We start from the raw sequence: 26,801 nt of genomic DNA, 5'->3' as shown, positions 1-26,801 counted from the left end.
TGGAAGCGTTTTCATTTAAAGTTGAGTTTGTAAAGATGGATAAGGTTAAGGGAGGAAATGAGATGAAACGGAAGTGGAAATTGTCTACAGCGGTCATGACGGCTGGAATGGTCTTATCACTCGCGGCTTGCGGCGGCGGATCACTCACGGACGAAGGTTCTTCTGAAGGGAATGCAGATAGTGGCGACAAAAAAGACGTCACGTTAAACGTCTTCCAATTCAAAGCAGAGATTGCGAAAGACCTTGAAGCGATGGCAAAAGAGTATGAAGAGGAGACGGGTGTGAAAGTCACGGTTCAAACCGTCGGTGGTGGAGCAGACTACGGTGCGGCCCTCAAATCACAATTCGCCTCAGGAAATGAACCGGATATCTTCAACAACGGTGGATTCACGGAAGCACAAACATGGAAAGATAAACTCGAGGACCTCTCAAGCGAGAAGTGGGTCGGAGATTTGACAGAAGTCGCCAAAGAGCCGATGACGATGGACGGTAAACTGTACGGAATGCCAATGAACCTCGAAGGTTACGGATTCATCTATAATAAAGAACTTTTTGAAAAAGCGGGAATCAAAGAGTTACCGAAAACACTCTCTGAACTGACGGATGCTGCTGAGAAACTTGAGCAAGCGGGAATCACACCGTTCTCTGTCGGTTATGCAGAGTTCTGGATTTTAGGGATTCACTTGTTGAACATTCCAATGGCGCAACAAGACGACCCGGATGCATTTATTCAAGCGCTCAATGAGAATAAAGCGAAGTTTGAAGACAATGAACAGTTCCAAGAGTTTTTGAAATTGTTTGATTTGACGATTAAATACGGAAACAAAAACCCGTTGACGACGGACTACAATACACAAGTCACACAGTTCGCCCAAGGAGAGACAGCAATGCTCCAACAAGGGAACTGGGCACAACAAATGATCCTCGACGTAAATCCAGATATGGAGATGGGCTTCGTCCCGATCCCGATCAATGACGATGCGGAGAAGATGGACCGTCTTCCGGTTGGTGTCCCGAACAACTGGGTCGTCAACAAAAACTCGAAGTATAAAGAAGAAGCGAAAGACTTCTTAGAGTGGATGGTGACGTCGGATACAGGGAAAGACTACATGGTCAACAAGTTCAAGTTCATCCCTGCCTTCAAGTCGATTGAAGCCAACGACCTTGGACCACTCGCAGACGATATCTTGGCTTATTCGAATGAAGGGAAGACCCTCTCTTGGAACTGGTTCAAGTATCCGGATGGTGCAGTGAATGAATATGGTGCCCTTATGCAGGCATATGTCGGTGGACAAAAAACAGGTGAAGAGATGCTACAGGACTTCACGAAAGTATGGCAAGACAAAGTGAAATAAGCATGGCACAGACGGTGAAACGACCCCTTCACCGTCTGTGTTTTTTATGTCGAGAATTCTTCTTCGATTTGACAGATGACACTTGTCAAATGGACGCGACTCGCACAAAATAAAAGACAGTTGAAGTGGTGCTCGGAACCTTCCGACGCCACTATTTTTTGGGGAGATGGAACGAATGAGAAAAAATGTGACGGTTGCCCTCTTACTGGCAACCTTTTTAGCGGCGATTGAAGGGACAGTCGTATCGGTTGCGACACCGGTCATCGCAAGTGAGTTGAACGGAGCGACGCTCGTCAGCTGGGTATTTGCTGCCTTCTTACTCTTTACGGCGGTTTCGACACCGATTTATGGAAAAGTGGCAGACTTATTCGGGCGAAAGCGCGTTCTATTGTTTGGAATCGGGTTGTTCACCGTGTCTTCATTGTTATGTGGGTTAGCGACATCGATGGAACAACTCATTGTCTTTCGAGCGCTGCAAGGTCTCGGGGCCGGAGCCGTGCTTCCGATTTCGATGACGATTATTGGAGATTTATATAAATACGAAGAGCGTGGGAAAATTCAAGGCATTCTAAGTGCGGTCTGGGGTGTATCAGGTGTGCTCGGTCCCGTTATCGGTGGATTTTTGGTCGAAACGTTGTCTTGGCGTTACGTCTTCTTACTAAACGTGCCATTTGCGTTACTCTCGTTTATCATGATTATCGTCTTTTACAAAGAAACCGTCGCTGAAACGAGCGAACGGATTGATTTGAAAGGTGCTCTTTTGTTCGCTGGAGGAACGACCGCGTTTTTATACGCCTTGATCACGTTCAGTGAAACGAATGAATGGACGACGACCATCGTCGGAAGTGGCGTGCTTAGTATCATTTTATTAGGAGGATTCTTCCTATCGGAAAGAAGAGCATCCTCTCCGTTATTGCCGTTTGATTTGCTCAAGCAACCGACGATTGCGGCTATCAACGGCTCAGTCTTCTTTGCGGCTTGGGTCCTCGTTTCGATGTCAGCTTACATCCCGATTTGGGCGCAAGCCGTATTAGGAAAAACAGCGACCGAAGCTGGATTCATGTTGATGCCGTTGTCTGTTGCATGGACATTCACATCGATTATCGGGGGACGGACACTCGGTGTGGCCTCCCCGAGACGTCGCGCGTTGGTTGGTATGGGGCTACTCGTCATCGGAACGTTCACGTTGACACTTTTATCTCAATCAAGCTCGGATTTCTGGGTATATAGTGCGGTGGCTTTGATTGGGGTAGGGTTCGGATTGTCGCAGCCGATGTTTATCGTCGTCTTGCAAACCGTCGTTTCCTATCAGCAACGAGGAACGGCGACCGCGACCAATTCCTTCTTAAGTACGGTCGGTCAAACGCTCGGTGTAGCAGTCTTTGGAGCCGTCTTTAACTTTGTCGTACTCAATGATTTTAAAGAAAGCAGCTCCTTATCCCAAGTGTCTTTGGAAGATTTCTTCAATCAAAGTGTGACGGAGACGTTAAGCGCGTCTGTCCGTCTGCAAGGTGAACAGATTATTGCGACCGGATTGAATGGGATCTTCATCGGGGCGATGATTGCGGCCGTGATTGCATTCATCATCGCAACCCGTTTGCCGGCCCGCCCACCGGAACCTTCACAGCGCTCGTAAAACAAGGGTATGATGAAGGAAAGGGAGGCGAACCGACATGAAACGTCAAATTGGGATTGTGACACTATTGTTTCTTATGGGATGTACGCCAGAACCGACGAACGAAGGTACGGAGCCACCACCTGCTGAAGAATCGACTCGTGATGAGTCGGCAACATCTGAAGAATCGAATACCACTAAAGAGACGGAACTGAACATCGGGGAAGTGACCGCCGTCGCTGAGAATCTAGAGATCCCGTGGTCACTCGCTCGAAGTGCGGACAAATGGTTCGTATCGGAACGTGGTGGGACCATCACGGTAATCGATGATTCCGGTAGCGCGACGCAATCTGACGTGAACTTGGTCGAAGACGTATTTGAGATTGGTGAAGGAGGATTCCTCGGCATCGCGCTGAGCGACGATTTTGAATCGAGTGGCATCCTTTACGCATATCATACGTACGGTTCATCGGGAAGAGACGTCAAGAACCGGGTGGTAGAGTTGACGTGGGATGGAGAACGTTTCGAGGAAACTGGTGTCTTGATTGACGAGATACCAGGAGCACGTTTCCATAACGGTGGACGTCTGTTAGTCGATGGAGCGTATCTTTGGGTGACGACGGGCGATGCGCTCGTGCCAGAACTTGCTCAAAACGAGTCATCTTTGGCGGGGAAGATTTTACGAATTCCATTATCGGGTGAAGGCGAACCGACCGACTGGATTTATTCGCTTGGTCATCGAAACCCTCAAGGACTCAGCCGGATGGATGATACGCTTTATGCGAGTGAGCATGGGGCGAGTGGACATGACGAGGTCAACGTGATAGAAGAAGGAAACAACTATGGATGGCCACTCATTGAGGCAAATGAAGAACGAGAGGGTCTGGTCACGCCATGGTTTGAAGTCGGTGAGACGTCTTGGGCACCGTCTGGTATTGCGACCGATGAACGGTACGTATACATGGCGACACTACGGAACGAGCGGCTCGTTGCCATCGATCGTGAAACGAAGCAAGTCACGACAATTATCGAAGGGGTCGGACGCATTCGGGATGTGTGGTTGGACGACGATACGTTGTATTTTATTTCGAACAATACGGACGGACGAGGCAATCCACAATCACAAGACGACAAACTCTATCAAGTGACCATCCGCTAGAAACTGACGAATCCGTCAGTTTCTATTTTTTTCGTTGTTTTGTTACTTCTAATTATATTTTGCGTTTTATTTAAGTATTATTTTGCATGAAAAAGCTATCTCCCTCTGTGCTAGGGAGATAGCTTTTCTAATTATTTGATACCGATAACTAGGCTGTCACGTGCAGCTTCGACCACTTCTGTTGTAATTGAAGTAAGCTGATTAATTTCTAGAATTCTTTCAATTTGTGAAAATAACCTTTGAATCAGTCGAAAATTCCCGTTAGTAATTTTGATTATACTGGCCAAAGCTTCATAATCTGAGAAGTCCTCCAGCTTTATAGGTAAGCCGAGTTCTTGCCATTTATAGGTCAGCAAATGGTGCGTTTCATCTTTACTTAATCGGTCAAATTCATGAGCAAATCCAATCCTGGAGTACAGTTGAGGATAACGGGACAACCGTTTTTCGATGCCCGGCATGCCAATAAATATGATCGCTATGTCGTTTTGATCGTAAATATCCCGAAGTTGTTCTAAATTTTGCAGTTTTAAACGATCAATTTCATCTATTATGAGCAAGTCAATGCCCTCGAAAGAATTGACCGTAAATTGCGGCTCTTCTTCAGTAACCATAGATTGATAGACAGACTTCACCATATTTAGTTTGCTGTCTATTAAACCAATCTCGCTTGTCATTCTGGAAGCACTGACTGCAGGGGCAGTATAAAAAAGTGTATGGCAATCGAAAATTTTTTCATCTGCATGAATACCAATGGATTCACTGTGCCGATAGCTGATTTGCTTCTCTAAGTAATTCCAATTCGCGTAATAGCGAGAGGAAAGAGTCTTTCCCACCCCAGGTAAACCCAAACACCCATATAGCGATACTTGATACAGGCATCACAGAATTCAGCAAAGCGTTTATATTCCTTCTTTTCGATAAATAGCGATGTATTATTCATTGAAATACCTCTTCAAGTTTGACTTGAGTGGGACAGGTTTTCCTGCAAACTGTGGAAGGCAATCCCCCGTTCATTTAAGGCATTTACAAGGTGAATTAAATCTTGCATGTTTCTTCCTAAACGATCCAATCACCAAACAACAATCGTATCCCCTTCACGTGCATAGTTAATCGCCTCTTCTAAACCCGGACGCTGTTTTTTCGTTCCACTCATTTTGTCGTGAAATGTTTTATCGCAGCCGTAAGCGGTCAACGCATCCATCAAGATAAAATAACGTTGGTTAATGAACATAGAATAATGTACAGGGTTTTATTACACGAAACACATGAAAAAAGATTCTTTTCGAATACATAGTCAACGTGTTCAGAAAAGGACGAGTTTTGGAACATAGATGACAGATTCTATCTACAATTGATTAACTACAATATAAAACTATCAGTAGTTTTATATGGGTTATAGAAGTAAGTAATAATAGAGTAGTAGTAATTTTGAATAGAATTTTAAAAAACCAGTAACCTTAAAAAAGAAACTGGTTTTTAGAAATATAAACTCTTTTATAAAAGCTTCCAATAATCTCTCATATGTTAACTAAGAAAGAAATATTGTAAAAATGGTATTTACCCCTTGAACCTTACGTAAGGTAATGTCTTATAGTGAAACTAGCTTACTTTTGTAAAAGGAGGAATTATTGTGGAAAATACCATTGTTAAGGCATTGATCTACGAAGAGCAGATACGTTTATATTTTATTGATAATACCCAGCTGCTTCGAGACATCTTTGCCTTAAACCAGGAACTTCCTGAATCTCTTAAACTCATGTTGGGTAAAACGGTATCAGCGATGAGCATACTCTCTGGCACGCTCAAAGGGAACCAGCGCATGAGCATCCAGGTAACGTTGAGTAACCCTCACCATAAGATTTTTGCGGAAGCCGAAGCGAATGGAAATGTCAGAGGATACTTGAACGATGAACTTTTGAGATCTTCTGATACAGAAGAAAAGTCGATGCAAGATTTGATTGGACCTTCTGGGATGATCCGTGTCATAAAGGGTTCTGAGATGAATCAATTCACCAGCATTACCGATATGCCAAATCAACATATCACGGATGATATCGCCAAGTATTTTGTGCAGAGTGATCAGACGCCGACCTATCTTTATTCCGACATTCAGTTGGATAATGAAGCTTCCCTTCTTTCCAGTCATGCACTGTATGCACAACTTCTTCCCGGTGCACCACCACAATTGCTTTCAGAAGTGAAAATGATTGTAAAAGCCAATCCAGATATTTTCAGTAAACTAAACGCTGAAGAAGCGAGTGACAGCGAAGAAGCGTTAACCCAGTTGTTTGAGGATGCAAAAATTATCGGCCATAGCTCCAGTCAATTTTTCTGCGGATGCAGCAAAGAAATGTTTTATGGCATGCTTTATTCCTTGAGTGAAGAGGAGATCAAACGGAGCATTGAACGAAAGGAAGACATTGAAGCTTTTTGCCATATTTGCGGGAAAACCTATACGTTTGATCAAAAGGAGATGCAGCAACTCTTCTAACTTCGAATTTCTCGTTTTTAGTTGGTGAATAGAAATGTTGTTAAATGGAGGCTAAGCGAATGAAGGGACATTGGAAAGTCGGAGAAGTTGCAGAATTGGCGGGTTTAACAATTCGAACTTTACGCTATTACGATCAAATCTGTTTATTTTCACCTTCTCAGTATACGGAGTCAGGGCATCGGCTTTACACGAAAGCAGATTTGGAACGTCTTCAGCCAATTTTGTCCTTAAAGCAGATGGGAATGTCATTAGAAGAAATACAACTTCTGTTGTCTAATCCAGGGGAACAAACCGTTGCGGAGATTTTGCAAACCCAAATTTCTCGAGTCAAAAAAGAGATAGAGGTTCAGCAAAAACTAGTAGCCGAGTTGGAAAATGCGTTATCCGCTGCACACAGCAATCGGACCCTCTCGATTTCAGAACTTACTAAATTAATGGAGGCGCTGAAAATGAATAAGGAAAAATACTTTTCGAAGCAGCAATTGGATACCATGGAAAGCCGATATGAAAATGCCGACAAACAACTTTTAAAGCAGGCAGAGCAAGAATTTAACGGTCTTATCAAGGAAATTCGTTTGGAAAAAGAAAAAGGCGCTTCTCCTTCCGATAAAAAAGTCCAAGATTTAGCGAAAAAATGGAATGACATCGTGAATGCCTTTTCCGAAGACGATAGGACTTTCCGCAAGCAAGCCGAACATTTCCACGCCGAAAACCCAGGGAACGAACTGCAATATGAAATAGATGGCGAGCTATACCAATTCATCAATAAAGCATTGAATCCTAAGTAATGTTAGAGAAAAAAGGAAGAGGAAAAGCTGGTTATAAAGCTTCTCCTCTTCCTTTTTTTTGTTGGTTTTTAGAGAACTGCTGATAATCTCGTGATATGTAAACTACTCTTTATAGGTCGCCTTATCCTTAGATTACAAACTCAAAACTGAAATAGGTTTCAAATACAGATATGGTATAAATTATTAATCTATTAGTATCTTGTGGAAGCGTTCTTTGACTTGTGGCCAATCCTCTTTTGTCACACTGTACATGACGGTATGTCGAATTGTTCCTTCTTTGCGAATCATGTGGTTCCTTAAAATCCCTTCTTTAATGGCTCCTATTCTTTCAATGGCGCGTTGTGAACGGATGTTTTCATGACCTGTCTTGATTTGAACGCGATTCAATCCCAGTTCTTCAAAACAATACGTCAACAGTAAAAACTTGCAATTGGTGTTGATGTTCGTTCGCCAACTTTTGGGATTTAGCCAAGTTGAACCAATCTCTAATCTTTTGTGTGGCATGGAAATGTCGAGAAAACAGGTGGCCCCAATGATCTTCTTTGTCTCGATATCTACAATCACAAAAGCAAACTCTGTTCCAGCTGCTCTCTTTTTTTGAGCGTCTTGTACATATTGTTCAACGTTCCTTTTGTCCGTCAAATCCACCGACATATGTTCCCAAATTTCATGGTTATTCGCTGCCTCCCATATTCCTTCTATATGACTGATTTCCATCGGAACTAGCTTGACAACTTCATTCTCTAAGGTTTTCATTTCCCTCACTCCTTTCTATCATTACACTTCATTTCTGGTATGCTTAACATAACCAATTCGGAGTGAAATTTACATACCAAGGAGTGTTTGGAGTGGAACTGCAAGTAACGTTTCCATCGGGAACCACAAAATATATGGCCATTTATGAACACATCAAACAGCTCATTCTACAACAACAGTTAAAAGCGCATTCAAGAATGCCCTCTAAACGCGAATTAGCCAATCAATTGAATGTCAGTGTATTTACCGTACAGGAAGCATATGCCCAATTACTGAGTGAAGGTTACCTGTATTCAACAGAGAGACAAGGTTATTTTATAGGGGAGATTGAAGTCCCCTTCCAAGAAAAAGCTGCCCTTCAAAAAGAAGAATTACTGCCAACGATAAAAGAAGAGTCCTTAAATTTTAGAAACGGACAAGTTGATCCAACAGAATTTCCATACAAAATTTGGAACCGCCTGTATCAAAATTTTCTGGCTCCTGCCCATATTGCGAATGGTGCTTGGCAAGGGGAACCGGAATTACGGAACGAAATTGCAAACTATTTGCGCCGATCCCGAGGATTGCATTGCCATGCAAAACAAATTTATGTTTTCAGTGGTACTCAACAACAATTAAGTTGTCTGTGTCAATTCCTCATTCCTTCTAAAGTAGGAATCGAGGAACCTGGCTTTATTCGGGCAAATGCGGTTTTTCGCCAATTAAACATACCTGTTTTACCTCTAAGGTTGGATTCTGAAGGCTGTACCGTACCGAAACAGCCAGTGACACTTCTTTATACAACTCCAGCTCACCAATATCCACTTGGCACCATAATGTCGATCAACAGGCGCCTTGAGTTGTTGACATGGGCAAAAGCATCTTCCAGTTACATCGTGGAAGATGATTATGATTCGGAATTCCGTTACCGAGGAGCCTCCATTCCAACGTTGGCTCATTTAGACTCTTTAAATCAAGTTATTTATTTTGGTACGTTCTCAAAAACCTTACTGCCTTCTATTCGAATCAGTTATCTTGTCCTCCCCTTATCTTTAGTGAAAGAATATGAAGCATTCAATGCACTGCAGAAATCCACTGTTTCCAAAATCGATCAGTTAGTTGTTGCAGAATTCATTAAGACAGGTAGATATGAGAAGCACATCGCCAAAATGCGAACCCTTTACCGCTCAAAGAGAAAGTGCTTGATTGAAGCGATAGATGAATTTTTAGGAGAAGATTTTTCTGTTAGAGGAGATGAGGCTGGATTGCATATCATTGTCCAATTACCTGCCTTCTTAACGGAACGAGAAGCAATTGCAAGGGCGCATTCGCTTGGCATTGCAGTTGATGCCGTATCCCATATGTATCAAGAAACCAAATCCACCGACCGAGTGATCATCGGATACGGGGCTTTGAGTGTTGGAGAAATTCGGAAGGGCATTCAATCGCTTGCATCGGTCTGGAAAAGTCCCTAAGTTAAAGTCTTAAGAATAGGTTTCATATCTATCAAGCGTTCGTAAATGTGTCAAATCATTTTACGAACGTTCGTCACCTAACACACACTTTTAAGTGCAAGATAGCGGTTAAAATCATCGCAAAATAACAGTAGAAGTAACATGTTGTTTCTTCTGGAAGGAACGGTATAATTAAACATGTATTTTGGAAAAAGAAGGAGAAATTAGATGAATCATTCAAACTTGGTACATAAACGAGAAAATTTATACTTCTCATTATTAGTCGCAGCAAGCGTACTCGTCTTGATTTTAGGAATCGTACTGACGATTGCATCGTTCGGTCTTTTCTTGTGGATCATCGGGACGATCGTAGCACTCTCAATGTTTACGCACTGGATTCAAATCGGGTATATTCGGACGAACGGTGTTAAGGTGACGCCTCGTCAATTCACAGAGCTTCATGAGCTGGTTCAACGCGTCGGGGCTGAGATGGGGATTCGTTTGTTGCCAGATGTGTATATCTTACAGGCCGGTGGTGTGTTAAATGCTTTCGCCACGCGATTCTTCCAAAAGAATATGGTCATCTTATATTCTGATGTCGTGGAATTGACACGTACTGGACAGACGAAAGAAGTCGAGTTTGTCATCGCACATGAATTGGCACATATTCGTCGGAACCACGTTCAAAAACAATGGGTTGTCTTACTTGGTAGCATCATTCCGTTTTTAGGATCAGCTTATTCGCGTGCATGTGAGTATACGTGTGACCGGATGGCAGCGCATTATCTTCAAGATTTTGGAGCGGCGAAACAAGCGTTGACCGTACTTGCGATCGGGGGACCGCTCGCGAAAGAAGTGAATGAGTTTGACTATCTGTATGAAGCGAGCCGGGAGAACGGATTCATCGCGAAATATAGTGAACTGTTGTCGACGCATCCGACGTTACCGAAACGCATCGCAGCGATTGCGACACATGCGGGCGAAGAAAACGTACCGGTCTTTAAAACAGCGGGATATGTGAAAGCCTCTATCATTTCGATGATTCTATTGACTGTCATCGGAAACGGAGCCATCATCGCCTTACTCGTCATGAACGATGATTTATCTGATTTTGTCGCATCGGCCATGAGCGAGGATTTCGAAGAGGATTGGGAAATGGAATTAGGAGAACCGATTCAAGAATTGACGTTCATGAATGCGAGTTATGAAGAAATTGAAGCGGAACTGGCAAACGTGACGGATGTGAACATTCAAGACGATTATGGGGAAACACCGCTCCATAACTTGTTCTATAATGATGACGTCGATCCTGAGACGGTCCGTCTCTTACTTGATCACGGTGCAGACGTGACCATTGAGAACGAAGAAGGTATGACACCGATTGATGTGGCGCGAGAAATGGGACACGGTCCACAACTCATTGATTTAATGGAATCGTATTAATCGTCGCGTAATCCTTGTTTCGAAAGAAACGAGGATTCTTTTTTGGGATTTTTGCAAACGTTTGCATAGTGCGTGATATACTCATGAGGTAGGGGGGATAGCGGTGAATAGCATTCGGACAAAGTTAACGGGAATGATTGCATTAACCATCATCGTGCCAGTCATTATCGCGACAATCATTTCATTTTGGTATGTGGAGGATCGAGAACGTGAACGCGGCCTAGAAATGACGGAATGGTCGCTTGAACGGGGGACGCGTCAGATGGAACGCTATATCTCTGACTTGAGTCGCTTGCCGACGAGCCTATACGCGGATCGTGACGTATTGGACATATTGGAATACGGACCGGGACTGTCGTTAAGAGAAACGGAGATTGAAGTGCGACGAGCGCTCCTCGCGATGTATTTGTCCCGGGAAGACGTGGCGCAAATTCAGCTGTTGATGCTTGAAGACATGGATTCATTCGCAGCGTATAAAATGAAAGTATCACCACGTTCCAAAAAAGAGCCGAGCGCTGTCCAACGACAGTTGTTGAATAATCCGAAAAGTCGCGTCCTGCTTGAAGCGTCACATCCGCTCATCCCGTATCATGATTTCGGACCAATCATGACGCAAGAAGATGTCGTCACCCTCCATTTCAGACTCGACAAAATTGAAACGAACGAACCGCTCGCGATTCTGTCGCTCGATATCCCGGAAGATTTGTTCATCGGACAGTTGGCTTCTCTTCAAAATAGTCCGGAGGAAAGTCTATGGTTCGTTGGTGAGGACAATCGTGTGTTCGCCCATCTTGGAGATGGCGAGATTCCTTCGTCGTTTCAACCGAGATCGCTCTCGACCGATGGAAATCATCATCAAATCACGAAAACATTTGAGTTCGACCATCAGCAATTCTATGTCGGGAAGTCGATTCCGGATCAGCTCTTGACGGAGCCGGCTTCACGAACATCGTTCATTATTTTGTTAGTCGGAATCATCTCCCTCATTCTGGCATTGATTGGCGCCACGTACGCCTCGATGAAACTGACGACTCCAATCAAGACGTTGACCTCGAACATTTGGCGAATTGAGCAAGGCGATATGACGGTCTCGTTCGATTCCCTCGGAAATGATGAGTTCGGCGTACTCGGGAGACAGTTCAAGCGGATGATTGAGCGAATCGATGATCTGATTCAACGGGAGTATAAGCTTGCCTTAGAAAACCGAACGAATGAACTACGTGCCTTACAGGCGCAGACCAATCCGCATTTCTTATTCAATGCGTTACAGTCGATCGGCACACTCGCTTTAAAGGGAGATGGCAAAACCGTCTATCGATTGATCACACAACTCTCTTCGATGATGCGATATACGATGCATCCTGAAGAGTCGATGGTCACGCTAAAGAGAGAAATCGAGCATTTGAACTCATACATTCGCCTGCAAGACGTACGTTTTCCAAATCAGTTTCAAGTGAGTGTCTCAGTCCCTGAGGACCTCCATGAACTGATTGTTCCAAAGATGATTTTACAGCCGCTCGCAGAGAACTTTTTCAAACATGGGTTCGAGCGAGACGGCTCGGCTTTAGCGAATCGATTTGACGTGATGGTCTGGATGGAAGGGGAGACACTCGTGATTCGCTGTGAGAACAGTGGACGTTCCTTGACGACGGAAGAATGGGAACGGGTCATGTCACGGATTGAACAAGGGGACTCGACATTTTATGACACAGAGGGTACAGGATTACGAAACATTCGTGATCGACTCATGTTAAACTATAATCGGGAGGCAGAATTTATGTTGGCTACACCTGAAACAGGCGGTTTTCGAATCATGATGCGTTTCCCGGCAACGGATGAAGGGGTGGCATCATGACGAAAGTGTTGATTGTAGATGATGAATCTCCAGTAAGGGAAGCGGTGAAATTACTCGGCGAATGGGAGCGGTTCGGTGTGAAGGCCGTACTCGAGGCGAAGAACGGACTTGAGGCAAAGTCGCTCATCGAGCAGGAGCGACCTGCTTTAATTCTATCAGATATTCAAATGCCACATTGTGATGGAATCGAGCTGATGGAGTGGGTACACGACCACGCTTCATTCTCTAAGCTCGTTGTGTTGACAGGTTACGATGAATATTCGTACATGCGCCGGGCCATCCAGTACGGGAGCTTTGATTATCTGTTGAAGCCGATCGACCCGGATGTACTAAACGATACGTTGTCACGGGCGTTAGCGGGCGTGATGACGGAGTCGAGTGAAGATCCGATTGCCCAAATTGGTACGTACATTGAACAGCACTTTGCGGAAGAGCTGAGTTTGCAAGGAATGAGTGAACGGTTTTACTTAAGTCGGGAGTATATCTCACGACGATTTAAACAACAATATGGTGTGAATCTATCTGAGTACGTGTTGACAATTCGGATGAATGAAGCAAAGCGCCTGTTAGAAACGAGTAGACAGCGTATCTATGAAGTCGCCCAAGCAGTCGGCTTTTCGGACGACAAATATTTCCGAAAGGTCTTTAAAAAACAAGTCGGTGTTACTCCGAACGAATTTCGGGAACAAGTTCAACGACAAGCTTAAAGGAGGAATTCAAACATGAGTGTACACATTGGAGCTCAAGAAGGACAAATTGCAGAAACGGTATTACTTCCAGGGGATCCGCTTCGCGCCAAGTATATCGCGGAAACGTTTTTAGAAGACGTCGAATTATATAACGAAGTTCGTGGCATGTACGGCTTCACGGGAACATACAAAGGAAAACGCATCTCAGTGCAAGGTACAGGGATGGGTGTCCCATCGATGTCGATTTACGTGAATGAACTCATCATGTCGTACGGTGCTAAAAACTTGATCCGTGTCGGAACAGCGGGCGGAATTCAAGAAGATGTTAAGGTACGTGACGTTGTTATCGCGATGAGCGCATCAAGTGAAATGGGACAAAACCGTGTCCGTTTCAACGGAATGGACTATGCGCCAACAGCGACGTTCGACCTCCTACATCGTGCGTATATGAATGCAGAAAAAGCGGGTATCCCGGTCAAAGTCGGACAAATCTTCACGGCTGACCAATTCTATCAAGATGATTTCCATCACTTCAAGAAATGGGCGGACTTCGGTTGCCTCGCGATCGAGATGGAAGCAGCAGGTCTTTACACGCTTGCAGCGAAACATAAAGTGAACGCGTTGACGATCCTCACGATCTCTGACCACTTGTTGACGGGTGAAGAGACGACTTCAGAAGAGCGTCAGTCGACATTTGATGAAATGATTCGTGTCGCTCTCGACACAGCCGTCGAAGTAACAAACTAAGCGATTTTCCCTATAGCCTTTGGCTGTAGGGATTTTTTGTGTCTAAACCTATTCATCCCTATGAAATGGGTGGAGCACCAGCTAGACTAAGAATAAGATCACGGGAAAGAGGAATTGTCCGATGAAAACTCCATCACGTTTTATATTATATGCAATCGTATTCTTTGCCTTTTTTGATTTATTCGCCCAACTTCCGATCATGAGCACATTTGCGGTATCCGTTGGGGCATCCTCGTTTATCGCTGGCTTTTCCATTGCAATCTATTCGTTGACGAACACGTTTGGAAATATGTTATCTGGTATATGGACTGACAGGAGTGGTCCGTATCGGGTTTTGGTTCTCGGCTTGTTTCTGACGAGCTTCAGTTTAATGGCTTATCAATTCGTCGACTCAGCATCCATGTTGCTGTTTGTACGGTGTATTCATGGCTTTATGGCCGGACTCATCGTCCCAGCTGCATTTACGCTGTCGGCGAACGTCACCGCGATGAACCGTCAAGGTAAGAAAGTCGCCATTACCGGTAGTTTCGTCGGGTTAGCTGCCATTATCGGTCCAGCATTCAGCGGTATCGTCGCAAGCATCACATCGCCACCAACTGTCTTTTTATTCGTCTCTTTATTCGGTTGGGTGATTCTCATCGTGACGATTGTGACAATGCGAGGAAGTCAAACGGTCGAGACAATAATAGAAAAAGAGAGGACACGGGAAAAACCGGATCCGAAAGTGCTTCGTGCCTATTGGGGCGCTTTTTTCCTCATGTTTTCTCAAGGGGCGCTCGCCTTTTTACTGCCGCTCCATGTCCAGGAACTTGGATATGATTCACGATTGAGCGGGACATTGCTCAGTATGTTCGGTGTGGTAGCCGTCCTGTTCTTTTTATTGCCGACGAACCGATTGTTTGATCGATTCTCTCCGACAAAGTTGACCGCACTTGGGGTGGCTATCATCGGGATAAGCCAGGTGTTAATTGGACAATCGGGTGTACAAACTAGCCTGTATGGGGTACTTGCCTTATATGGTGTCGGGTTTGCCATTTTATTCCCGGCCATTAATACGTTGTTGATCCAATCGACCTCTCCACAAAATCGAGGGAAAGCATACGGGGCGTTCTATGCTTTTTTCTCTCTCGGAACGGTAGCGGGGTCATCATTCTTAAGTGTTCTTCCACTCTCGATCGTCCAGCAGTTCACACTGACCGGCTTGATTTTAGAGAGCGCAAGCCTGCTCTTTCTAATCAGCGCGCGAAAAAGAGTACGGATGTTTTGACACGAGGGAAGCAATCGCTTACTCTACGATTAAACGTTTAAACATTTAAACGCTTTGTATTATAGTAGGTTGATGAAAGCGTTTTTTTAGATTCACGTTTCACACGATGATAAAATGAGATAAATGTGATGAATCATAAGGAGGAAAGTTCATGCTGGCACCGATTGAACAGTTGACGATTGACGAGCTAGTCCAGAAACAGCGCCGCTTCTTTAAAACACAGGCGACAAAATCGATGGCATTTCGTTTGAGCATGCTGACGTTTTTAAAGGAGTCCATTAAGCATTATGAAGCGGATTTGCTAGAGGCGCTTCGCGAAGATTTGAACAAGTCCGAATTGGATGCGTATACGACGGAAATCGGATTTATTTACGATGAGATTTCACGAACTACGCGTGAATTGAAGCGGTGGATGCGTCCGAAGCGTGTCCGTGGGACGGCGATTCATCTTGGGATGAAGAGTGAGATTCAATATGAGCCGTACGGCACGGTGTTGATCATCGCTCCATGGAATTATCCATTCCAATTGGCTGTTGCTCCGCTCATTGGTGCGATTGCCGCAGGGAATACAGCCGTTGTCAAACCTTCAGAATTGACGCCGAATGTTGCGCGTGTCCTGACGCAGGTGCTCGAGCGTGCCTTCACCGATCGATATGTGGCAAGTGTCGAAGGGGATAAAGATACAGCGCAAGAGCTGTTGGCACAAAAATGGGATTACATCTTCTTCACGGGATCGACGCAAGTCGGGCGAATCGTCAATCAGGCGGCAGCGAAGCATCTAACGCCAGTCACGCTCGAACTAGGTGGGAAATCACCAGTCATCGTTCACGGAGATGCGAACGTCTCCATTGCGGCAAAACGTGTCGCCTGGGGTAAATGGATGAACGCCGGTCAAACATGTGTCGCACCAGACTATGTGCTCGTCCACGAATCGCAACAAGACGCATTTTTAGAAGCGATTAAACAAGAGGCGTTCGCGATGTTTGGGAATGGTGTCGGCACGAAACGATACACGCGCATCGTCAATGAATCGCACTTCGACCGTTTGGCTCACTATTTGACAGAAGGTGACCTTGTGTTCGGTGGAGAGACGAACCGAGATGAGCTTAAAATTGCGCCGACCGTCATGACGAATCTTCATGAAGATTCTGATGTGATGAAAGATGAGATTTTCGGTCCGATTTTACCAGTCATTCCATATCGTCAATTGGACGAAGTGATTGAGTTCATCTCGGACCGACCACACCCATTGGCGCTCTATCTCTTTACTGAGTCGAAGGACGTGGAGAGAACCGTCATGAAGCACCTTTCCTTTGGTGGCGGGTGCGTCAACGATGTCATCATGCATTTGACGAACCCGAATCTACCGTTCGGTGGAGTGGGCGAGAGCGGAATGGGAGCTTATCATGGGCGAACGAGTTTTGAGACGTTCAGTCATGCGAAGTCTATTTTAAAGAATACGACGAAATTTGATTTACCAGTCCGGTATCCGAACTTCAAACCGGCTGAACAATTGATTCGACTGATTCAACGATGAATCAATCAAGAGATTCGGGGTCACACCCGAATCTTTTTATTTTCAAAAGATTGTTTGAAATGTCACATACTTTTATGATACTCCCTGTCACACTCCTGTATAATAAAGTCATAAATGGAACGGACGAATGAAACGTGGAGGGAGCACCGACCTATGTCAATGCAATGTGGAACGACCCAACCGAACAGTTTTGTATTCTCAGACGAAACGAAACAGCTGTTACTCGAAATGATGACGCTTCAACATCACCCAAAAGCGAGTATCGTGTGTTGGGAAGGTGAAAAGTGTGATAAGTTCTTTTACTTGAAGAGTGGTTCTGTCAAATTCACGAAAATCACGAAAAAGGGAAATCCACTCGTCATGTTCATGTATGGATCGGATGATTTCTTTGGTGAGTTTGACATCGTGGAGACATTCCCTAGTTCGTATAGCATCGAAACGACTGAAGAGAGTACCATCGGGACGATTTCAAAACGAGAGTTAGAATCGCTTATGCAACGCGATATCCGTTTTGCCGGAGAAATCTTGCGCTGGACATCGATGATGCGTAAGCATTCCGAAATGAAAGTGCGCGACTTATTGTTGTATGGAAAACCTGGTGCATTGGCTTCGACGTTGCTTCGAATGGCCGCGATGCATGGAGTGGAGGAAGAAGATGCAATCGTGATTCCTCGTCATCCGTCTGACGGAGAACTCGGACAACTGATTGGAGCACCGCGTGAGACGGTGAACCGATTGATCAGTCAGTGGCGAAAAGAAGGTGTCATCAGCACAACAACGAAATCAATCATCATTCGCGATGTCGACTTTTTAAAAGAGTTATGCCATTGCGAAGGCTGCCCGGCAGGAATATGTCGTTTGTAAACCGCCCCATGTGGAGGCGGTTTTTTTGTGGATTGGTTTTGTACAAATGTGAACTTTATGTGTTGAAACTACGCAAAATTGATGTGATTGTCACTTTTGGAGTGATAAATATCACATATTATCACCAGAGCGATTGCATACAATAAAGGTGGAAAAACAAGCGAAAGGGGTCTTACACGTGGAACATAAAGATGGACAAGAACCGAATTTAAAAGGAACGTTCACATCGGTCATGATCGTGGCGGGTGTCATCATCGCCATGTGGTCATCAGTCTTTTACTTATTCGTCACTCGATAAGAATTCAGGGAGGAGGGTCTCATTATGCATATTCATAAACTAGAAAAATATTGGCTTACATTCGGCATCATTCTACTCGCAGTCTTCCTGACTGTTCTCGGGGTATCCGCATTCGCGGCAGGTAATCAACCCGCATCGGATGCAGACTTGATTGACCCGGCAAAAGTAAATCAGACGGCTCCGTTCGACAAACCAGGACTTCATCAAATTGGTGAAAATGAGTACGAGCTCGTCATGATCGCACAAGCGTTTACGTTCACACCAGGGAATGTTGAAATCCCAAAAGGGGCAAAAGTGACGTTCCTCGTGACATCACCTGACGTCGTCCACGGATTTCAGTTGACGGGTACACCGGTCAACATGATGATCATTCCAGGACATATCAACTCGTTGACATACACATTCGAAGAAGCTGGCGAATTTTTAATCTTGTGTAACGAATATTGTGGTACAGGGCATCATATGATGTCGACTAAAATCAAGGTGGTGGAATAAATGAATGACGTATCATCTAAACTGAAGCAATGGGAGATGGAACGCGGCGTACCGGTTCCGAGTATCGGAGCCAAAGAGTCACGTCTTGCCTACGGACACGTTCTCGTATCCGTTCTCGCCATCTTGATTGGAGCGCTAGCTGGATTGACTCAGACATTGATTCGGACGGGTGTCATTCCTGAAATCTTTGGATACTATCAACTTCTGACTGCACACGGAATCATGCTTGGACTCGTCTTTACGACGATGTTCATTATCGGTCTTTTATATGCGTTACTCGCGAAATCGTTCGGTCGCTTTGAATCATTCCCGACGCGTGTCGCGTGGCTCGGTTTTTGGACGATCATCATCGGTGCTGTCATGGTAACCGTCATGATTTTGGCCAATAAAGGGACGGTCTTATATACGTTTTATGCGCCACTCATGGCAGATCCGCTCTTCTATGTCGGACTCGTGTTATTCGTAGTCGGGACATGGTTGTCGTCTTTCGCGATGTTCCGCATGTATGCGGATTACAAGCGTGACAACCCTGGTGTTCATCCACCACTTCCGGCTTATATGAGTATCATGACGATGCTTCTTTGGGACATTGCGACACTTGGTGTCGCAGCCACGATTTTATTCCAGCTCCTTCCGCTCTCGTTAGGATGGACGGATACAGTCGGAATCGAGTTATCTCGTACATTGTTCTGGTACTTCGGTCACCCGCTCGTTTATTTCTGGCTCATGCCGGCATACATCGTGTGGTATACGGTCGTACCGAAAGTGATTGGTGGGAAGATCTTCTCGGATGCGTTGGCGCGGATGGCGTTCTTGCTGTTCTTACTCTTCTCATTCCCGGTCGGTTTCCACCATCAGTTGACAGAGCCAGGGATTGAACCGTTCTGGAAGTTCGTTCAAGTCATCTTGACGTTCTTAGTCGTCATCCCATCATTTATGACAGCATTCTCGCTCTTTGCGACGTTCGAACTTCGTGGACGTGCGCTCGGCGCGAAAGGACTGTTCGGATGGGTGAAGAAAATGCCATATGGCGACGTTCGCTTCCTTGCTCCTTTCGTTGGGATGTTGTTCTTCATCCCGGCCGGTGCAGGTGGAATCATCAACGCGTCTCACCAATTGAACGCGATGGTCCACAATACGCTTTGGGTCACAGGACACTTCCACATCACAGTCGGAACTGCCGTCGCCTTGACGTTCTTTGGAACAGCGTACTGGCTCGTCCCAGTCCTTCGTGGTCGCACGTTGACGAAGGCGATGAACAAGCTTGGATTGATTCAAGCAGGAACATGGGCGTTCGGTATGGCGATCATGTCCTATGCGATGCATATCTCAGGATTGAACGGGAACCCACGTCGAACGGGTCCGGCAACTTATTTCTCGGATGCGTTGACGCGTGAGTGGATCCCATATCATGTCATGATGGCAATCGGGGGAACGATTTTGTTCATCTCCGTTCTCATCTTCGTCTACTCGATGTTCAACTTGTCATTCCTCGCTCCAAAAGGCGAAGAAGAATTCCCGCTCGCCGAGACAGAAGAGGCGGCGATGGATACACCGCGTTACTTCGAGAATTGGAAGCTATGGATTACCGTGACGTTCGTCTTGATCGCATTTGCATACACCGTTCCAATCTGGCACTTGATTGAGAGTGCGCCTCCAGGAGCGCGTGGTTGGGTACTCTGGTAAACTGAAGTCAGCTCATTCGTGAGCTGACTTCTTTTGTGTGAGGAGGAACGATATGAACATAGTAGACGTCATCCATGCAGCGCGTTCGATGCACTCGGCCAATCGCCCGTTTGTCGTGGCGATTGATGGACTGAGCGGAGCGGGCAAGACGACGCTTGTCTCACATTTGAGTAATGAGCCGAGCGTTTACGTTCTTCACATCGATGACTATATCGTCGAGCGTGACAGACGCTATCAGACCGGAAAGCCTGAACCGGTGGAGTATTACGCACTTCAATGGGATGTCTCGCGCTTAGAACGTGAACTGTTTCGTCCATTGAGGAATGGGATGACGGAATTGACGTTACCTCGTTACGTGTATGAGCGAGATATCATCGCAGAAGAGATCGTGGACGTATCATTTGCGCATACGGTTGTCTTAGAAGGGATTTTTCTACAACGTCCTGAATGGCGTTCTTATTTCGACTATGTGATTTATCTCGACTGTCCCCGAAAAGTTCGGTACGAGCGAGTATTGAACCGGGATACATACCTCGGTGATCCGACAGCACGGCTTGAGAAATACAAGCGCCGGTACTGGCCAGGGGAAGATTTGTATCTTCGGGACGTCGACCCGAAAAGAGGGGCAGATAGCGTGCTCTGACTGAACGTTTTAACATCTGACGCACGTGTCAGATGTTTTTTGTTTGGAGAAAATTTGAAAAAGTGATTGACGTCTTAGTGTATTACACTAATAATACAGTTAGAAAGTGTATTAACCATGTCATACACTTAGAAAGGTGATGAACATGCAATTCAATACGAGGACACCAGTTTACCTACAAGTCGTCGACTACTTCAAAAAGAAGATGGCACTCGGTAAACTGAAAGCCGGGGATGAAATGCCATCCCGGCGAGAACTAGCGAACGATTTAAAAATTAATCCGAACACCGTTCAAAAAGCGTTCAAAGAAATGGAGGACCAACAATTGATTACGACCGAACGAAATCGACCGAGTCGTGTAACGACAGATGGTACGGTATTGGCACAAATCCGCTCTGAGATTGTAGATGACGCGGTCGCGGTATTTGTGGAAGCGATTCAAGAACTCGACGTCTCGGTAGACGAGCTGGTCGATAAGATTAAACGTCAGTACAAGGAGGGGACGTACGATGATCGAAGTGTTGGGAGTTAAAAAGCGCTATCGCAGGAAACAAGTCATTGAAGACGTTTCGTTTACAGCGAAAAAAGGGGAAATCACATGCCTGATCGGGCTGAACGGGACGGGGAAATCAACGTTATTGAAGGGCATCATGGGATTGACACCTTTTGATAAAGGTTCGGTATTGATTGATGGAAAACCAATTGATTTGAATCGTGTCGCCTTTGTCGCCGACCATGCGATGTTCCCAATTCATTTCACGATTGAGCAATGTGAAGCGTTTATGAAAGATTTTTATCCAACATTTGATTCGACATTATTTGCTCGTCTCGTCGAAGATTTTAAATTATTCCCGGAAGATAAGTTGAGCGAGTTATCGAAAGGGACGCTCGCCAAAGCGAATCTTGCGCTCGGCATTGCCCAAGACCCAGATTATCTATTGCTCGATGAGCCGTTCTCAGGAATCGATGTCTTTTCGAAAGAACAGATTGTTGAACTGTTCTCAAGTGAAATCATGGAGAGCCGGGGCGTCCTCATTACGACACATGAAATAGAGGATATCGAGTACTTGATCGACAAGGTAGTCATGTTGAATAACGGACGCATCGTTCGTGAGTTTGACGTCGAGGATGTCCGTTTCATTCACGGGAAGTCGATCGTCGATGTGATGAGAGAGGAGTACGGGGCATGAATCTATTGAAACTATTGAGTTGGGAAGTTGAACGTGTCACGAAACCGTTCTTGACATTAGTCGCAGGTCTTATCGTTATACAGTTTGGATATCTCGGTTACTTTTTATGGGACGAAACAAACTTTTATGAACAGTTGCGACGTGAAGGAAATGCGGACTATCAATTGTCATTTTCAGACTACCTTGGAGATACACCTTATCTCCTGTCGCTCGGCATTGCGGTCGCAGTGGTGTTATTATACAGTGCATGGATTTGGTATCGCGATTTTCAAGGACGTGGGACGTTTATGTTGCGACTACTCACGATGCCACAAAAACGGATGGTCATCATTTTCGCTAAACTTTGCACTATTTTAATGATGACGTTAGGACTATTTGCCATTGAGTGGATTGCCCTTAAATTGCAGTACATAGCGTTCACGAGTTGGTTCGATGACAAGATGATTCCGACTCAAGGATCATTTGAACAAACACTGTCGTATCAGGGAATATTGTCTCTGATGTATCCTTCTTCGCTCATCAACTTTATCATTCATCAAGTATTTATTGTCATCGTTGTCCTATTTGTTTTCACATTTGTGTTGATTGAACGGAGTTTCTGGCAGTGGACGATCTGGTCACCGGTACTTAGCTTGTCAATTCTAGTTGTCATCTTTACTATTCCAGTTTTAGGTTACGCGTTCTTGTCGAATCGACTAATTTACGATGAGACGATTGTGTATGTCGGTGTGGTATTGATGGTATGGACGAGTGTGACGATTTGGCTAAGTCGAAGATTTTTACAGACGAAATTGAATGTGTGAGGTGAGAAGATGAAACGAATGTGGAATATGGCCGCGCTCGGTGCGGTCATCGTGATTGGGCTTGGGACGTTTGCCGTTGATGCGACAGAACCGAAAGCAGAATGGGCGTTAGACATCAGTTCGAATCCATCTGTGTGGGAAGACGCGGTGGTAGAGGTCACGTATGGCACAGAGGACGATGTTGCACAGTGGTTTGAAGTGACGACGGATGAGAGTCGTATCACGTCAAACTTGAATTATATTGCTGAGGGACTGCGATATCGTGAACGTTTGAATGAGGGAGAACGTTCGATTCATCGACAAATGAACGGAATGACGTATGCGGAATCGATTCGAACAGAGGATGGATACATCGGGGTCGGTCAGAATGGGATGAAAGAGCTCATCGTATTTACACAAGAAGATGGAGAAAAGTTATCGACGTTTTCGTTCGATGCCAGTGATTCAAAAATATACGACATCGTGAACGGGGTATGGTCAGGCGTATTTCTGAATGATAGTCAGTTAAACTTAATCTATCGAGATGGATACGACGGTGAAGAAAAAACGATGCTCGCCACGTTTGATCAAGCGATGAATGAGGTGTCGGTCAAAGAAGTGAATATGGACAAAGGATTTATCACCCATGTCATCAATACGAATCGTTTTTACGCTACCGATGTATCCTCTCAAGTGACAGAAACTCGTTACATCTCTGTCGGTGTCAGCTCGTACGAAGTGATCCGAGAAGGAGAAGAGGAAATCAATGTTGAGGATCCGAACCCAGGACTCTTCGCTTACGATACAAAAACGGGTAAAGTTGTTCAATTGGCTGAAGGTCAGGACTTTTGGGATCATACAGTGTCGGGTCACCACCTGTTCGCCTTAAATGAGGATGGCGAGGAAGTCGTCATCGACTTGAACACCGGGAAGCAGATGACTCGTAAAGTTCTCGATTCAGTGGATCACGCCTTCTATGAAAATGGTCGCCTGTACCAAACGCGCCAAGCGAAAGACGGTGTCGTCATCGATGTATACGAGGATGGGAAACAAATCTCGAGTGCGGCGATCACGCCTGAAAACGAAGAAGCGCGTGACATGCTCAAACAGATTGACGTAGATGTCAGACAAAAATAAGCAAAGGGCCGCGGCCCTTTGCTTATTTTGATGGTTTCGGTATGATGACGCCTTCTTCTAAATCCAGCAACAAGTCAATCAGTTCCGCGCAGAACTCCGGGAACTGCTCCAAAAAGGCACCGGGACCGACTTCATCTGTAAAGTCGATATACAGATCGGCGACATTCCCAGACATCTTCGCAGGTAAGGCGAGAAACGCAGAACCGAAACGCCAACTACCTCGGATATCGAGTAACTTCCCGAGGACGAGGTCGCCGGTCTCACGTTCTTCTGGTAACTGAACAGCGTATGTCTCTTTGGACTCCCAGTCTTTCAACTGACCGCCCTCCGTCACTTCAAAGATGCTACAACGCGGAACGGCTAATCCACGGAGTGCGTGATAGAGGGCAGGGGACATGTCGCTCTTATGGTCTGCCAAGTAGCGACCATGGGGTGTCATCCCGTCCTCATCCGTCTCAAAGAAGACGGCCCAATCGATGAAGAGGTCACGGAAGAGTTCGGCATCTTTTAAGTGCCATGTCCCTTCCGATGCGATCTCTTGAATATAGTTCGTCCATTGTGTGCTTCGCGCGAGAGCCGCTTGCTCATACAACTTTTTCAGTTCGGCAAGCAATTCGGACTCTTCGACGAGCAAAGGGAAGGGAATTACTTTCCGGTCTTTTTTCATCGGCGCGGTCCTCGCTTGTTCGCAGGACGTTTGACGACAGGAGGCTTCTCCTCAATCCGTTTCTCAATCACGTCACCGCGATAGATTTCGAGCTCTTTCAACTCGACACCGAGTTGACGCGCGAACGATTTCAAGTGCGGCAGGTCATCCGTCGTCACGAGTGAAAGGACAGTCCCTCCCGCGTTACCACGAGCGGTACGGCCAGAACGGTGGATGAAGTCATCAATTGACTCCGGTAAGTCGAAATGGACGACGTGTGTCACATCTTCAATATCGAGACCGCGTGCAGCAAGACCAGTCGTGATAAGGAGCGGGTATTCGCCTTTACGGAATTCGCGGAGCGTCTCGACGCGTTCGCGCTTCCCTTTTAAGCTGTCGAGCATCCGGTAGTTCACTTTCAACTTTTCAAGTTCTCCGCGAAGCGGTGGCAAGAACGAGCGGTTGTTGATGAAGGCGAGTGCCTTCACACCGTCGACGTGTGAAAGACGACGAAGAAGTTCCGGTTTATACCGGCGTGTCGTCAACAGATAGCCGTACGTCACTTGATCACTGACAGCACGTTCGATTTTGATATGTGCCGGCTCGTTCATGAATGGTGACGCCCACTCTTGGAGTGAATCGGTGAGTGTTGCCGAGACGAGTGCAAGTTGACGCTCATGCGCAGTATGCTTGATGATGCGCTCTGCCGCCTCTGTCAAACCGCTGTCGATGATTTGGTCGGCCTCATCTAAAATGACGGTATGTGTCTCGTGGAGCTTCAGTTTTTTCTTGTCGATCAACTCGACGAGACGACCTGGTGTCCCAACGATCAAATGTGGCTTCTTCTTGATTCGGTCGATTTGACGTTTCAATTCGACACCACCGATGAACGAACCGATGCGGACGTCGCCTTTTTCGGTGAAACGTTGTGCGACTTGTTGAATCTGCATGACAAGTTCACGGGTCGGGGCGACGACAACGACTTGGATGCGGTCATTCGATGGGTCGATCTTTTCAATGGCTGGAAGGAGGTAGGCGAGTGTCTTACCCGTTCCGGTTGGTGCCTCGATTGTCACGTCTTTTCCATCTAATAGTAGGGGAAACGCTTCTTTTTGGACCGGCATCGGCTCACTGAAGCCCATCCGATCCCACGTTTCGTTAATAAAAGGTTTTGTAAAATTCATATTCGGTCTCCTTATCTTTAGGCAAAAACAAAGGAAGCGACAGCGCTCCCTCGTCAAATATAGCGAACATGCTCCTGACCATCTTCCATGGAAGAACGTAACGTCTGTGTATACGTCTGACCGTCTTCGATGAGTTGGATGTGGGCGTCTGCACCTTCTGCTGTCAATTCAACTTTCTCAATCGTGAATCCTTGATAAACGCGATACTGTAACTCGGCCGTCATGTTCTCGAACGGTTTCAGTTCCGGATGTGTCGTAATGACATGGATTGGACGCGACAAAAGTGCGGCGAGTAGCTGATCGCGATAATCGATAAAATCTTCGTTCTCGATGTCATCATCGAAGCGGATCCAAAACCCTCCGTCTTCAAATTCTGTGATAAATCCGTCACGCTTTTCGCCAGCCTCATCGACCTTTAATGAGATGCGATCGCCAACCTGAAAGGCATGATTTGCTGTTAATGGTTCATACGTCATGAGTAGAACCCCTTCCTCTTATACAATGTTCTGCCTTCATTGTGTCTGATACGACACAAAAATTCAAGTTCTAACCGAGTGATGTGAGATTAATCACCTTAAAAACTGTATAGTTCGTCACAGAACAATCAAATTAGTACAGATGATAGGTAAACGTTATCTAATTGGGAATCATCTGTTTCAAACTATATAAACTAGCGGATATAACAGTTTGTAAAACGCTTTCAAAAACGGCTGTTTCATCACGTTCATAAGATTGTTACAA

The 26,801-nt window shown here is 45.5% G+C and carries 26 protein-coding genes and 1 pseudogene; 21 read left to right on the top strand and 6 right to left on the bottom strand.

Translation table 11 applies throughout. The annotated features are described in order from the left end of the window. Nucleotides 1-62: 62 nt before the first annotated feature. From KNO69_RS12790 to KNO69_RS12780, 3 genes are all read left to right on the top strand, one after another. The gene (locus KNO69_RS12790; protein WP_214818485.1) at nucleotides 63-1,355 is read left to right on the top strand and encodes an ABC transporter substrate-binding protein; all 1,293 of its coding nucleotides are present in this window, start codon (nucleotides 63-65) and stop codon (nucleotides 1,353-1,355) included. Nucleotides 1,356-1,530: 175 nt separating this feature from the next. Then, nucleotides 1,531-2,991: an MDR family MFS transporter gene (locus KNO69_RS12785; protein ID WP_214818483.1), complete on the top strand. Its 1,461-nt coding sequence runs from the start codon at nucleotides 1,531-1,533 to the stop codon at nucleotides 2,989-2,991. Between the two features lie 37 nt (nucleotides 2,992-3,028). Next, nucleotides 3,029-4,129, top strand: a complete 1,101-nt coding sequence (locus tag KNO69_RS12780; protein ID WP_214818481.1) for a PQQ-dependent sugar dehydrogenase — start codon at nucleotides 3,029-3,031, stop codon at nucleotides 4,127-4,129. Between the two features lie 131 nt (nucleotides 4,130-4,260). Here the strand turns inward: KNO69_RS12780 and KNO69_RS12775 are convergent, their stop codons facing one another. After that, the gene (locus tag KNO69_RS12775; RefSeq protein WP_483297360.1) at nucleotides 4,261-4,962 is read right to left on the bottom strand and encodes an AAA family ATPase; all 702 of its coding nucleotides are present in this window, start codon (nucleotides 4,960-4,962) and stop codon (nucleotides 4,261-4,263) included. Between the two features lie 137 nt (nucleotides 4,963-5,099). Then, nucleotides 5,100-5,360, bottom strand: a pseudogene (locus KNO69_RS12770) (recombinase family protein); the annotation flags it as partial. A gap of 399 nt (nucleotides 5,361-5,759) precedes the next feature. Here KNO69_RS12770 and KNO69_RS12765 point away from each other — a divergent pair. Then, nucleotides 5,760-6,620: an Hsp33 family molecular chaperone HslO gene (locus KNO69_RS12765; RefSeq protein ID WP_214818479.1), complete on the top strand. Its 861-nt coding sequence runs from the start codon at nucleotides 5,760-5,762 to the stop codon at nucleotides 6,618-6,620. A 59-nt stretch (nucleotides 6,621-6,679) separates the two neighbouring features. Beyond that, nucleotides 6,680-7,408: a MerR family transcriptional regulator gene (locus KNO69_RS12760; protein ID WP_214818477.1), complete on the top strand. Its 729-nt coding sequence runs from the start codon at nucleotides 6,680-6,682 to the stop codon at nucleotides 7,406-7,408. Between the two features lie 183 nt (nucleotides 7,409-7,591). On the opposite strand, the gene KNO69_RS12755 is transcribed toward KNO69_RS12760, so the two are convergent. After that, the gene (locus KNO69_RS12755) at nucleotides 7,592-8,164 is read right to left on the bottom strand and encodes a GNAT family N-acetyltransferase (protein WP_078146328.1); all 573 of its coding nucleotides are present in this window, start codon (nucleotides 8,162-8,164) and stop codon (nucleotides 7,592-7,594) included. A gap of 92 nt (nucleotides 8,165-8,256) precedes the next feature. On the opposite strand from KNO69_RS12755, the gene pdxR reads away from it, so the two are divergent. The 16 genes from pdxR to KNO69_RS12675 all read left to right on the top strand — a co-directional run bounded on the left by pdxR (nucleotide 8,257) and on the right by KNO69_RS12675 (nucleotide 24,230). Then, the gene (pdxR, locus tag KNO69_RS12750; RefSeq protein WP_353047493.1) at nucleotides 8,257-9,618 is read left to right on the top strand and encodes a MocR-like pyridoxine biosynthesis transcription factor PdxR; all 1,362 of its coding nucleotides are present in this window, start codon (nucleotides 8,257-8,259) and stop codon (nucleotides 9,616-9,618) included. Between the two features lie 207 nt (nucleotides 9,619-9,825). Beyond that, a complete protein-coding gene (locus tag KNO69_RS12745) occupies nucleotides 9,826-11,040 on the top strand; it encodes a M48 family metallopeptidase (RefSeq protein ID WP_214685557.1) in 1,215 nt (404 codons plus the stop codon). A gap of 103 nt (nucleotides 11,041-11,143) precedes the next feature. Further along, a complete protein-coding gene (locus KNO69_RS12740; protein WP_214818476.1) occupies nucleotides 11,144-12,895 on the top strand; it encodes a sensor histidine kinase in 1,752 nt (583 codons plus the stop codon). After that, complete coding sequence (locus KNO69_RS12735; RefSeq protein WP_214818463.1) at nucleotides 12,892-13,602, top strand: response regulator transcription factor; 711 nt, start codon at nucleotides 12,892-12,894, stop codon at nucleotides 13,600-13,602. The genes KNO69_RS12740 and KNO69_RS12735 overlap by 4 nt, the downstream gene beginning before the upstream one ends. A gap of 15 nt (nucleotides 13,603-13,617) precedes the next feature. Beyond that, nucleotides 13,618-14,331, top strand: a complete 714-nt coding sequence (deoD, locus tag KNO69_RS12730; RefSeq protein ID WP_015880817.1) for a purine-nucleoside phosphorylase — start codon at nucleotides 13,618-13,620, stop codon at nucleotides 14,329-14,331. Between the two features lie 121 nt (nucleotides 14,332-14,452). Next, nucleotides 14,453-15,598: an MFS transporter gene (locus KNO69_RS12725; protein ID WP_214818461.1), complete on the top strand. Its 1,146-nt coding sequence runs from the start codon at nucleotides 14,453-14,455 to the stop codon at nucleotides 15,596-15,598. 151 nt (nucleotides 15,599-15,749) lie between these two features. Continuing rightward, complete coding sequence (locus KNO69_RS12720) at nucleotides 15,750-17,135, top strand: aldehyde dehydrogenase (RefSeq protein ID WP_214818458.1); 1,386 nt, start codon at nucleotides 15,750-15,752, stop codon at nucleotides 17,133-17,135. A gap of 153 nt (nucleotides 17,136-17,288) precedes the next feature. Then, complete coding sequence (locus KNO69_RS12715; RefSeq protein ID WP_015880820.1) at nucleotides 17,289-17,999, top strand: Crp/Fnr family transcriptional regulator; 711 nt, start codon at nucleotides 17,289-17,291, stop codon at nucleotides 17,997-17,999. A 178-nt stretch (nucleotides 18,000-18,177) separates the two neighbouring features. After that, complete coding sequence (locus tag KNO69_RS12710) at nucleotides 18,178-18,297, top strand: cytochrome c oxidase subunit 2A (protein ID WP_224863290.1); 120 nt, start codon at nucleotides 18,178-18,180, stop codon at nucleotides 18,295-18,297. A 24-nt stretch (nucleotides 18,298-18,321) separates the two neighbouring features. Further along, nucleotides 18,322-18,792 carry a cytochrome c oxidase subunit II gene (locus KNO69_RS12705; protein WP_214731590.1) on the top strand — a complete coding sequence of 157 codons (471 nt, stop codon included), beginning with the start codon at nucleotides 18,322-18,324 and terminating at the stop codon, nucleotides 18,790-18,792. After that, nucleotides 18,793-20,478: a b(o/a)3-type cytochrome-c oxidase subunit 1 gene (locus tag KNO69_RS12700; protein WP_214779396.1), complete on the top strand. Its 1,686-nt coding sequence runs from the start codon at nucleotides 18,793-18,795 to the stop codon at nucleotides 20,476-20,478. Between the two features lie 52 nt (nucleotides 20,479-20,530). Beyond that, nucleotides 20,531-21,121 (top strand): kinase, encoded by a 591-nt coding sequence (locus tag KNO69_RS12695; RefSeq protein WP_214818456.1) that lies wholly within the window; start codon nucleotides 20,531-20,533, stop codon nucleotides 21,119-21,121. Nucleotides 21,122-21,260: 139 nt separating this feature from the next. Beyond that, entirely contained in the window at nucleotides 21,261-21,653 is a 393-nt protein-coding gene (locus KNO69_RS12690; RefSeq protein WP_074037745.1) for a GntR family transcriptional regulator, read from the top strand. Then, a complete protein-coding gene (locus KNO69_RS12685; protein WP_214818454.1) occupies nucleotides 21,631-22,311 on the top strand; it encodes an ATP-binding cassette domain-containing protein in 681 nt (226 codons plus the stop codon). Before KNO69_RS12690 ends, KNO69_RS12685 begins: the two co-directional genes overlap by 23 nt. After that, nucleotides 22,308-23,114: a hypothetical protein gene (locus KNO69_RS12680; protein WP_214818445.1), complete on the top strand. Its 807-nt coding sequence runs from the start codon at nucleotides 22,308-22,310 to the stop codon at nucleotides 23,112-23,114. Before KNO69_RS12685 ends, KNO69_RS12680 begins: the two co-directional genes overlap by 4 nt. Nucleotides 23,115-23,123: 9 nt before the next feature. Then, nucleotides 23,124-24,230, top strand: a complete 1,107-nt coding sequence (locus KNO69_RS12675; protein ID WP_214818443.1) for a hypothetical protein — start codon at nucleotides 23,124-23,126, stop codon at nucleotides 24,228-24,230. 22 nt (nucleotides 24,231-24,252) lie between these two features. Here the strand turns inward: KNO69_RS12675 and KNO69_RS12670 are convergent, their stop codons facing one another. Genes KNO69_RS12670 through KNO69_RS12660 form a run of 3 tightly spaced genes read right to left on the bottom strand, consistent with a single transcriptional unit; the run spans nucleotide 24,253 to nucleotide 26,536 of the window. Beyond that, nucleotides 24,253-24,897: a hypothetical protein gene (locus KNO69_RS12670; protein ID WP_214818441.1), complete on the bottom strand. Its 645-nt coding sequence runs from the start codon at nucleotides 24,895-24,897 to the stop codon at nucleotides 24,253-24,255. Then, nucleotides 24,894-26,060 (bottom strand): DEAD/DEAH box helicase, encoded by a 1,167-nt coding sequence (locus KNO69_RS12665; protein ID WP_078146344.1) that lies wholly within the window; start codon nucleotides 26,058-26,060, stop codon nucleotides 24,894-24,896. The genes KNO69_RS12670 and KNO69_RS12665 overlap by 4 nt, the downstream gene beginning before the upstream one ends. 53 nt (nucleotides 26,061-26,113) lie before the next feature. After that, nucleotides 26,114-26,536, bottom strand: a complete 423-nt coding sequence (locus tag KNO69_RS12660) for a hypothetical protein (protein ID WP_015880830.1) — start codon at nucleotides 26,534-26,536, stop codon at nucleotides 26,114-26,116. Between the last annotated feature and the right edge of the window lie 265 nt (nucleotides 26,537-26,801).

This window comes from Exiguobacterium sp. s131 (assembly GCF_018617345.1).
In the GTDB taxonomy this organism is placed as follows: Bacteria; Bacillota; Bacilli; order Exiguobacteriales; family Exiguobacteriaceae; genus Exiguobacterium; species Exiguobacterium profundum.
This window is presented reverse-complemented; position numbering and strand designations above follow the sequence as displayed.

Bases quoted from the DNA above. Each gene is read 5' to 3' on its own strand.
- KNO69_RS12735 (WP_214818463.1), top strand. From the start codon at position 12,892: ATGACGAAAGTGTTGATTGTAGATGATGAATCTCCAGTAAGGGAAGCG.
- KNO69_RS12705 (WP_214731590.1), top strand. From the start codon at position 18,322: ATGCATATTCATAAACTAGAAAAATATTGGCTTACATTCGGCATCATT.
- KNO69_RS12790 (WP_214818485.1), top strand. From the start codon at position 63: ATGAAACGGAAGTGGAAATTGTCTACAGCGGTCATGACGGCTGGAATG.
- KNO69_RS12675 (WP_214818443.1), top strand. From the start codon at position 23,124: ATGAAACGAATGTGGAATATGGCCGCGCTCGGTGCGGTCATCGTGATT.
- KNO69_RS12680 (WP_214818445.1), top strand. From the start codon at position 22,308: ATGAATCTATTGAAACTATTGAGTTGGGAAGTTGAACGTGTCACGAAA.
- KNO69_RS12720 (WP_214818458.1), top strand. From the start codon at position 15,750: ATGCTGGCACCGATTGAACAGTTGACGATTGACGAGCTAGTCCAGAAA.
- KNO69_RS12745 (WP_214685557.1), top strand. From the start codon at position 9,826: ATGAATCATTCAAACTTGGTACATAAACGAGAAAATTTATACTTCTCA.
- KNO69_RS12715 (WP_015880820.1), top strand. From the start codon at position 17,289: ATGTCAATGCAATGTGGAACGACCCAACCGAACAGTTTTGTATTCTCA.
- KNO69_RS12700 (WP_214779396.1), top strand. From the start codon at position 18,793: ATGAATGACGTATCATCTAAACTGAAGCAATGGGAGATGGAACGCGGC.
- KNO69_RS12670 (WP_214818441.1), bottom strand. From the start codon at position 24,897: ATGAAAAAAGACCGGAAAGTAATTCCCTTCCCTTTGCTCGTCGAAGAG.
- KNO69_RS12660 (WP_015880830.1), bottom strand. From the start codon at position 26,536: ATGACGTATGAACCATTAACAGCAAATCATGCCTTTCAGGTTGGCGAT.
- KNO69_RS12725 (WP_214818461.1), top strand. From the start codon at position 14,453: ATGAAAACTCCATCACGTTTTATATTATATGCAATCGTATTCTTTGCC.
- KNO69_RS12685 (WP_214818454.1), top strand. From the start codon at position 21,631: ATGATCGAAGTGTTGGGAGTTAAAAAGCGCTATCGCAGGAAACAAGTC.
- KNO69_RS12695 (WP_214818456.1), top strand. From the start codon at position 20,531: ATGAACATAGTAGACGTCATCCATGCAGCGCGTTCGATGCACTCGGCC.
- deoD (WP_015880817.1), top strand. From the start codon at position 13,618: ATGAGTGTACACATTGGAGCTCAAGAAGGACAAATTGCAGAAACGGTA.
- KNO69_RS12780 (WP_214818481.1), top strand. From the start codon at position 3,029: ATGAAACGTCAAATTGGGATTGTGACACTATTGTTTCTTATGGGATGT.
- KNO69_RS12760 (WP_214818477.1), top strand. From the start codon at position 6,680: ATGAAGGGACATTGGAAAGTCGGAGAAGTTGCAGAATTGGCGGGTTTA.
- KNO69_RS12690 (WP_074037745.1), top strand. From the start codon at position 21,261: ATGAACATGCAATTCAATACGAGGACACCAGTTTACCTACAAGTCGTC.
- KNO69_RS12755 (WP_078146328.1), bottom strand. From the start codon at position 8,164: ATGAAAACCTTAGAGAATGAAGTTGTCAAGCTAGTTCCGATGGAAATC.
- KNO69_RS12785 (WP_214818483.1), top strand. From the start codon at position 1,531: ATGAGAAAAAATGTGACGGTTGCCCTCTTACTGGCAACCTTTTTAGCG.
- KNO69_RS12665 (WP_078146344.1), bottom strand. From the start codon at position 26,060: ATGAATTTTACAAAACCTTTTATTAACGAAACGTGGGATCGGATGGGC.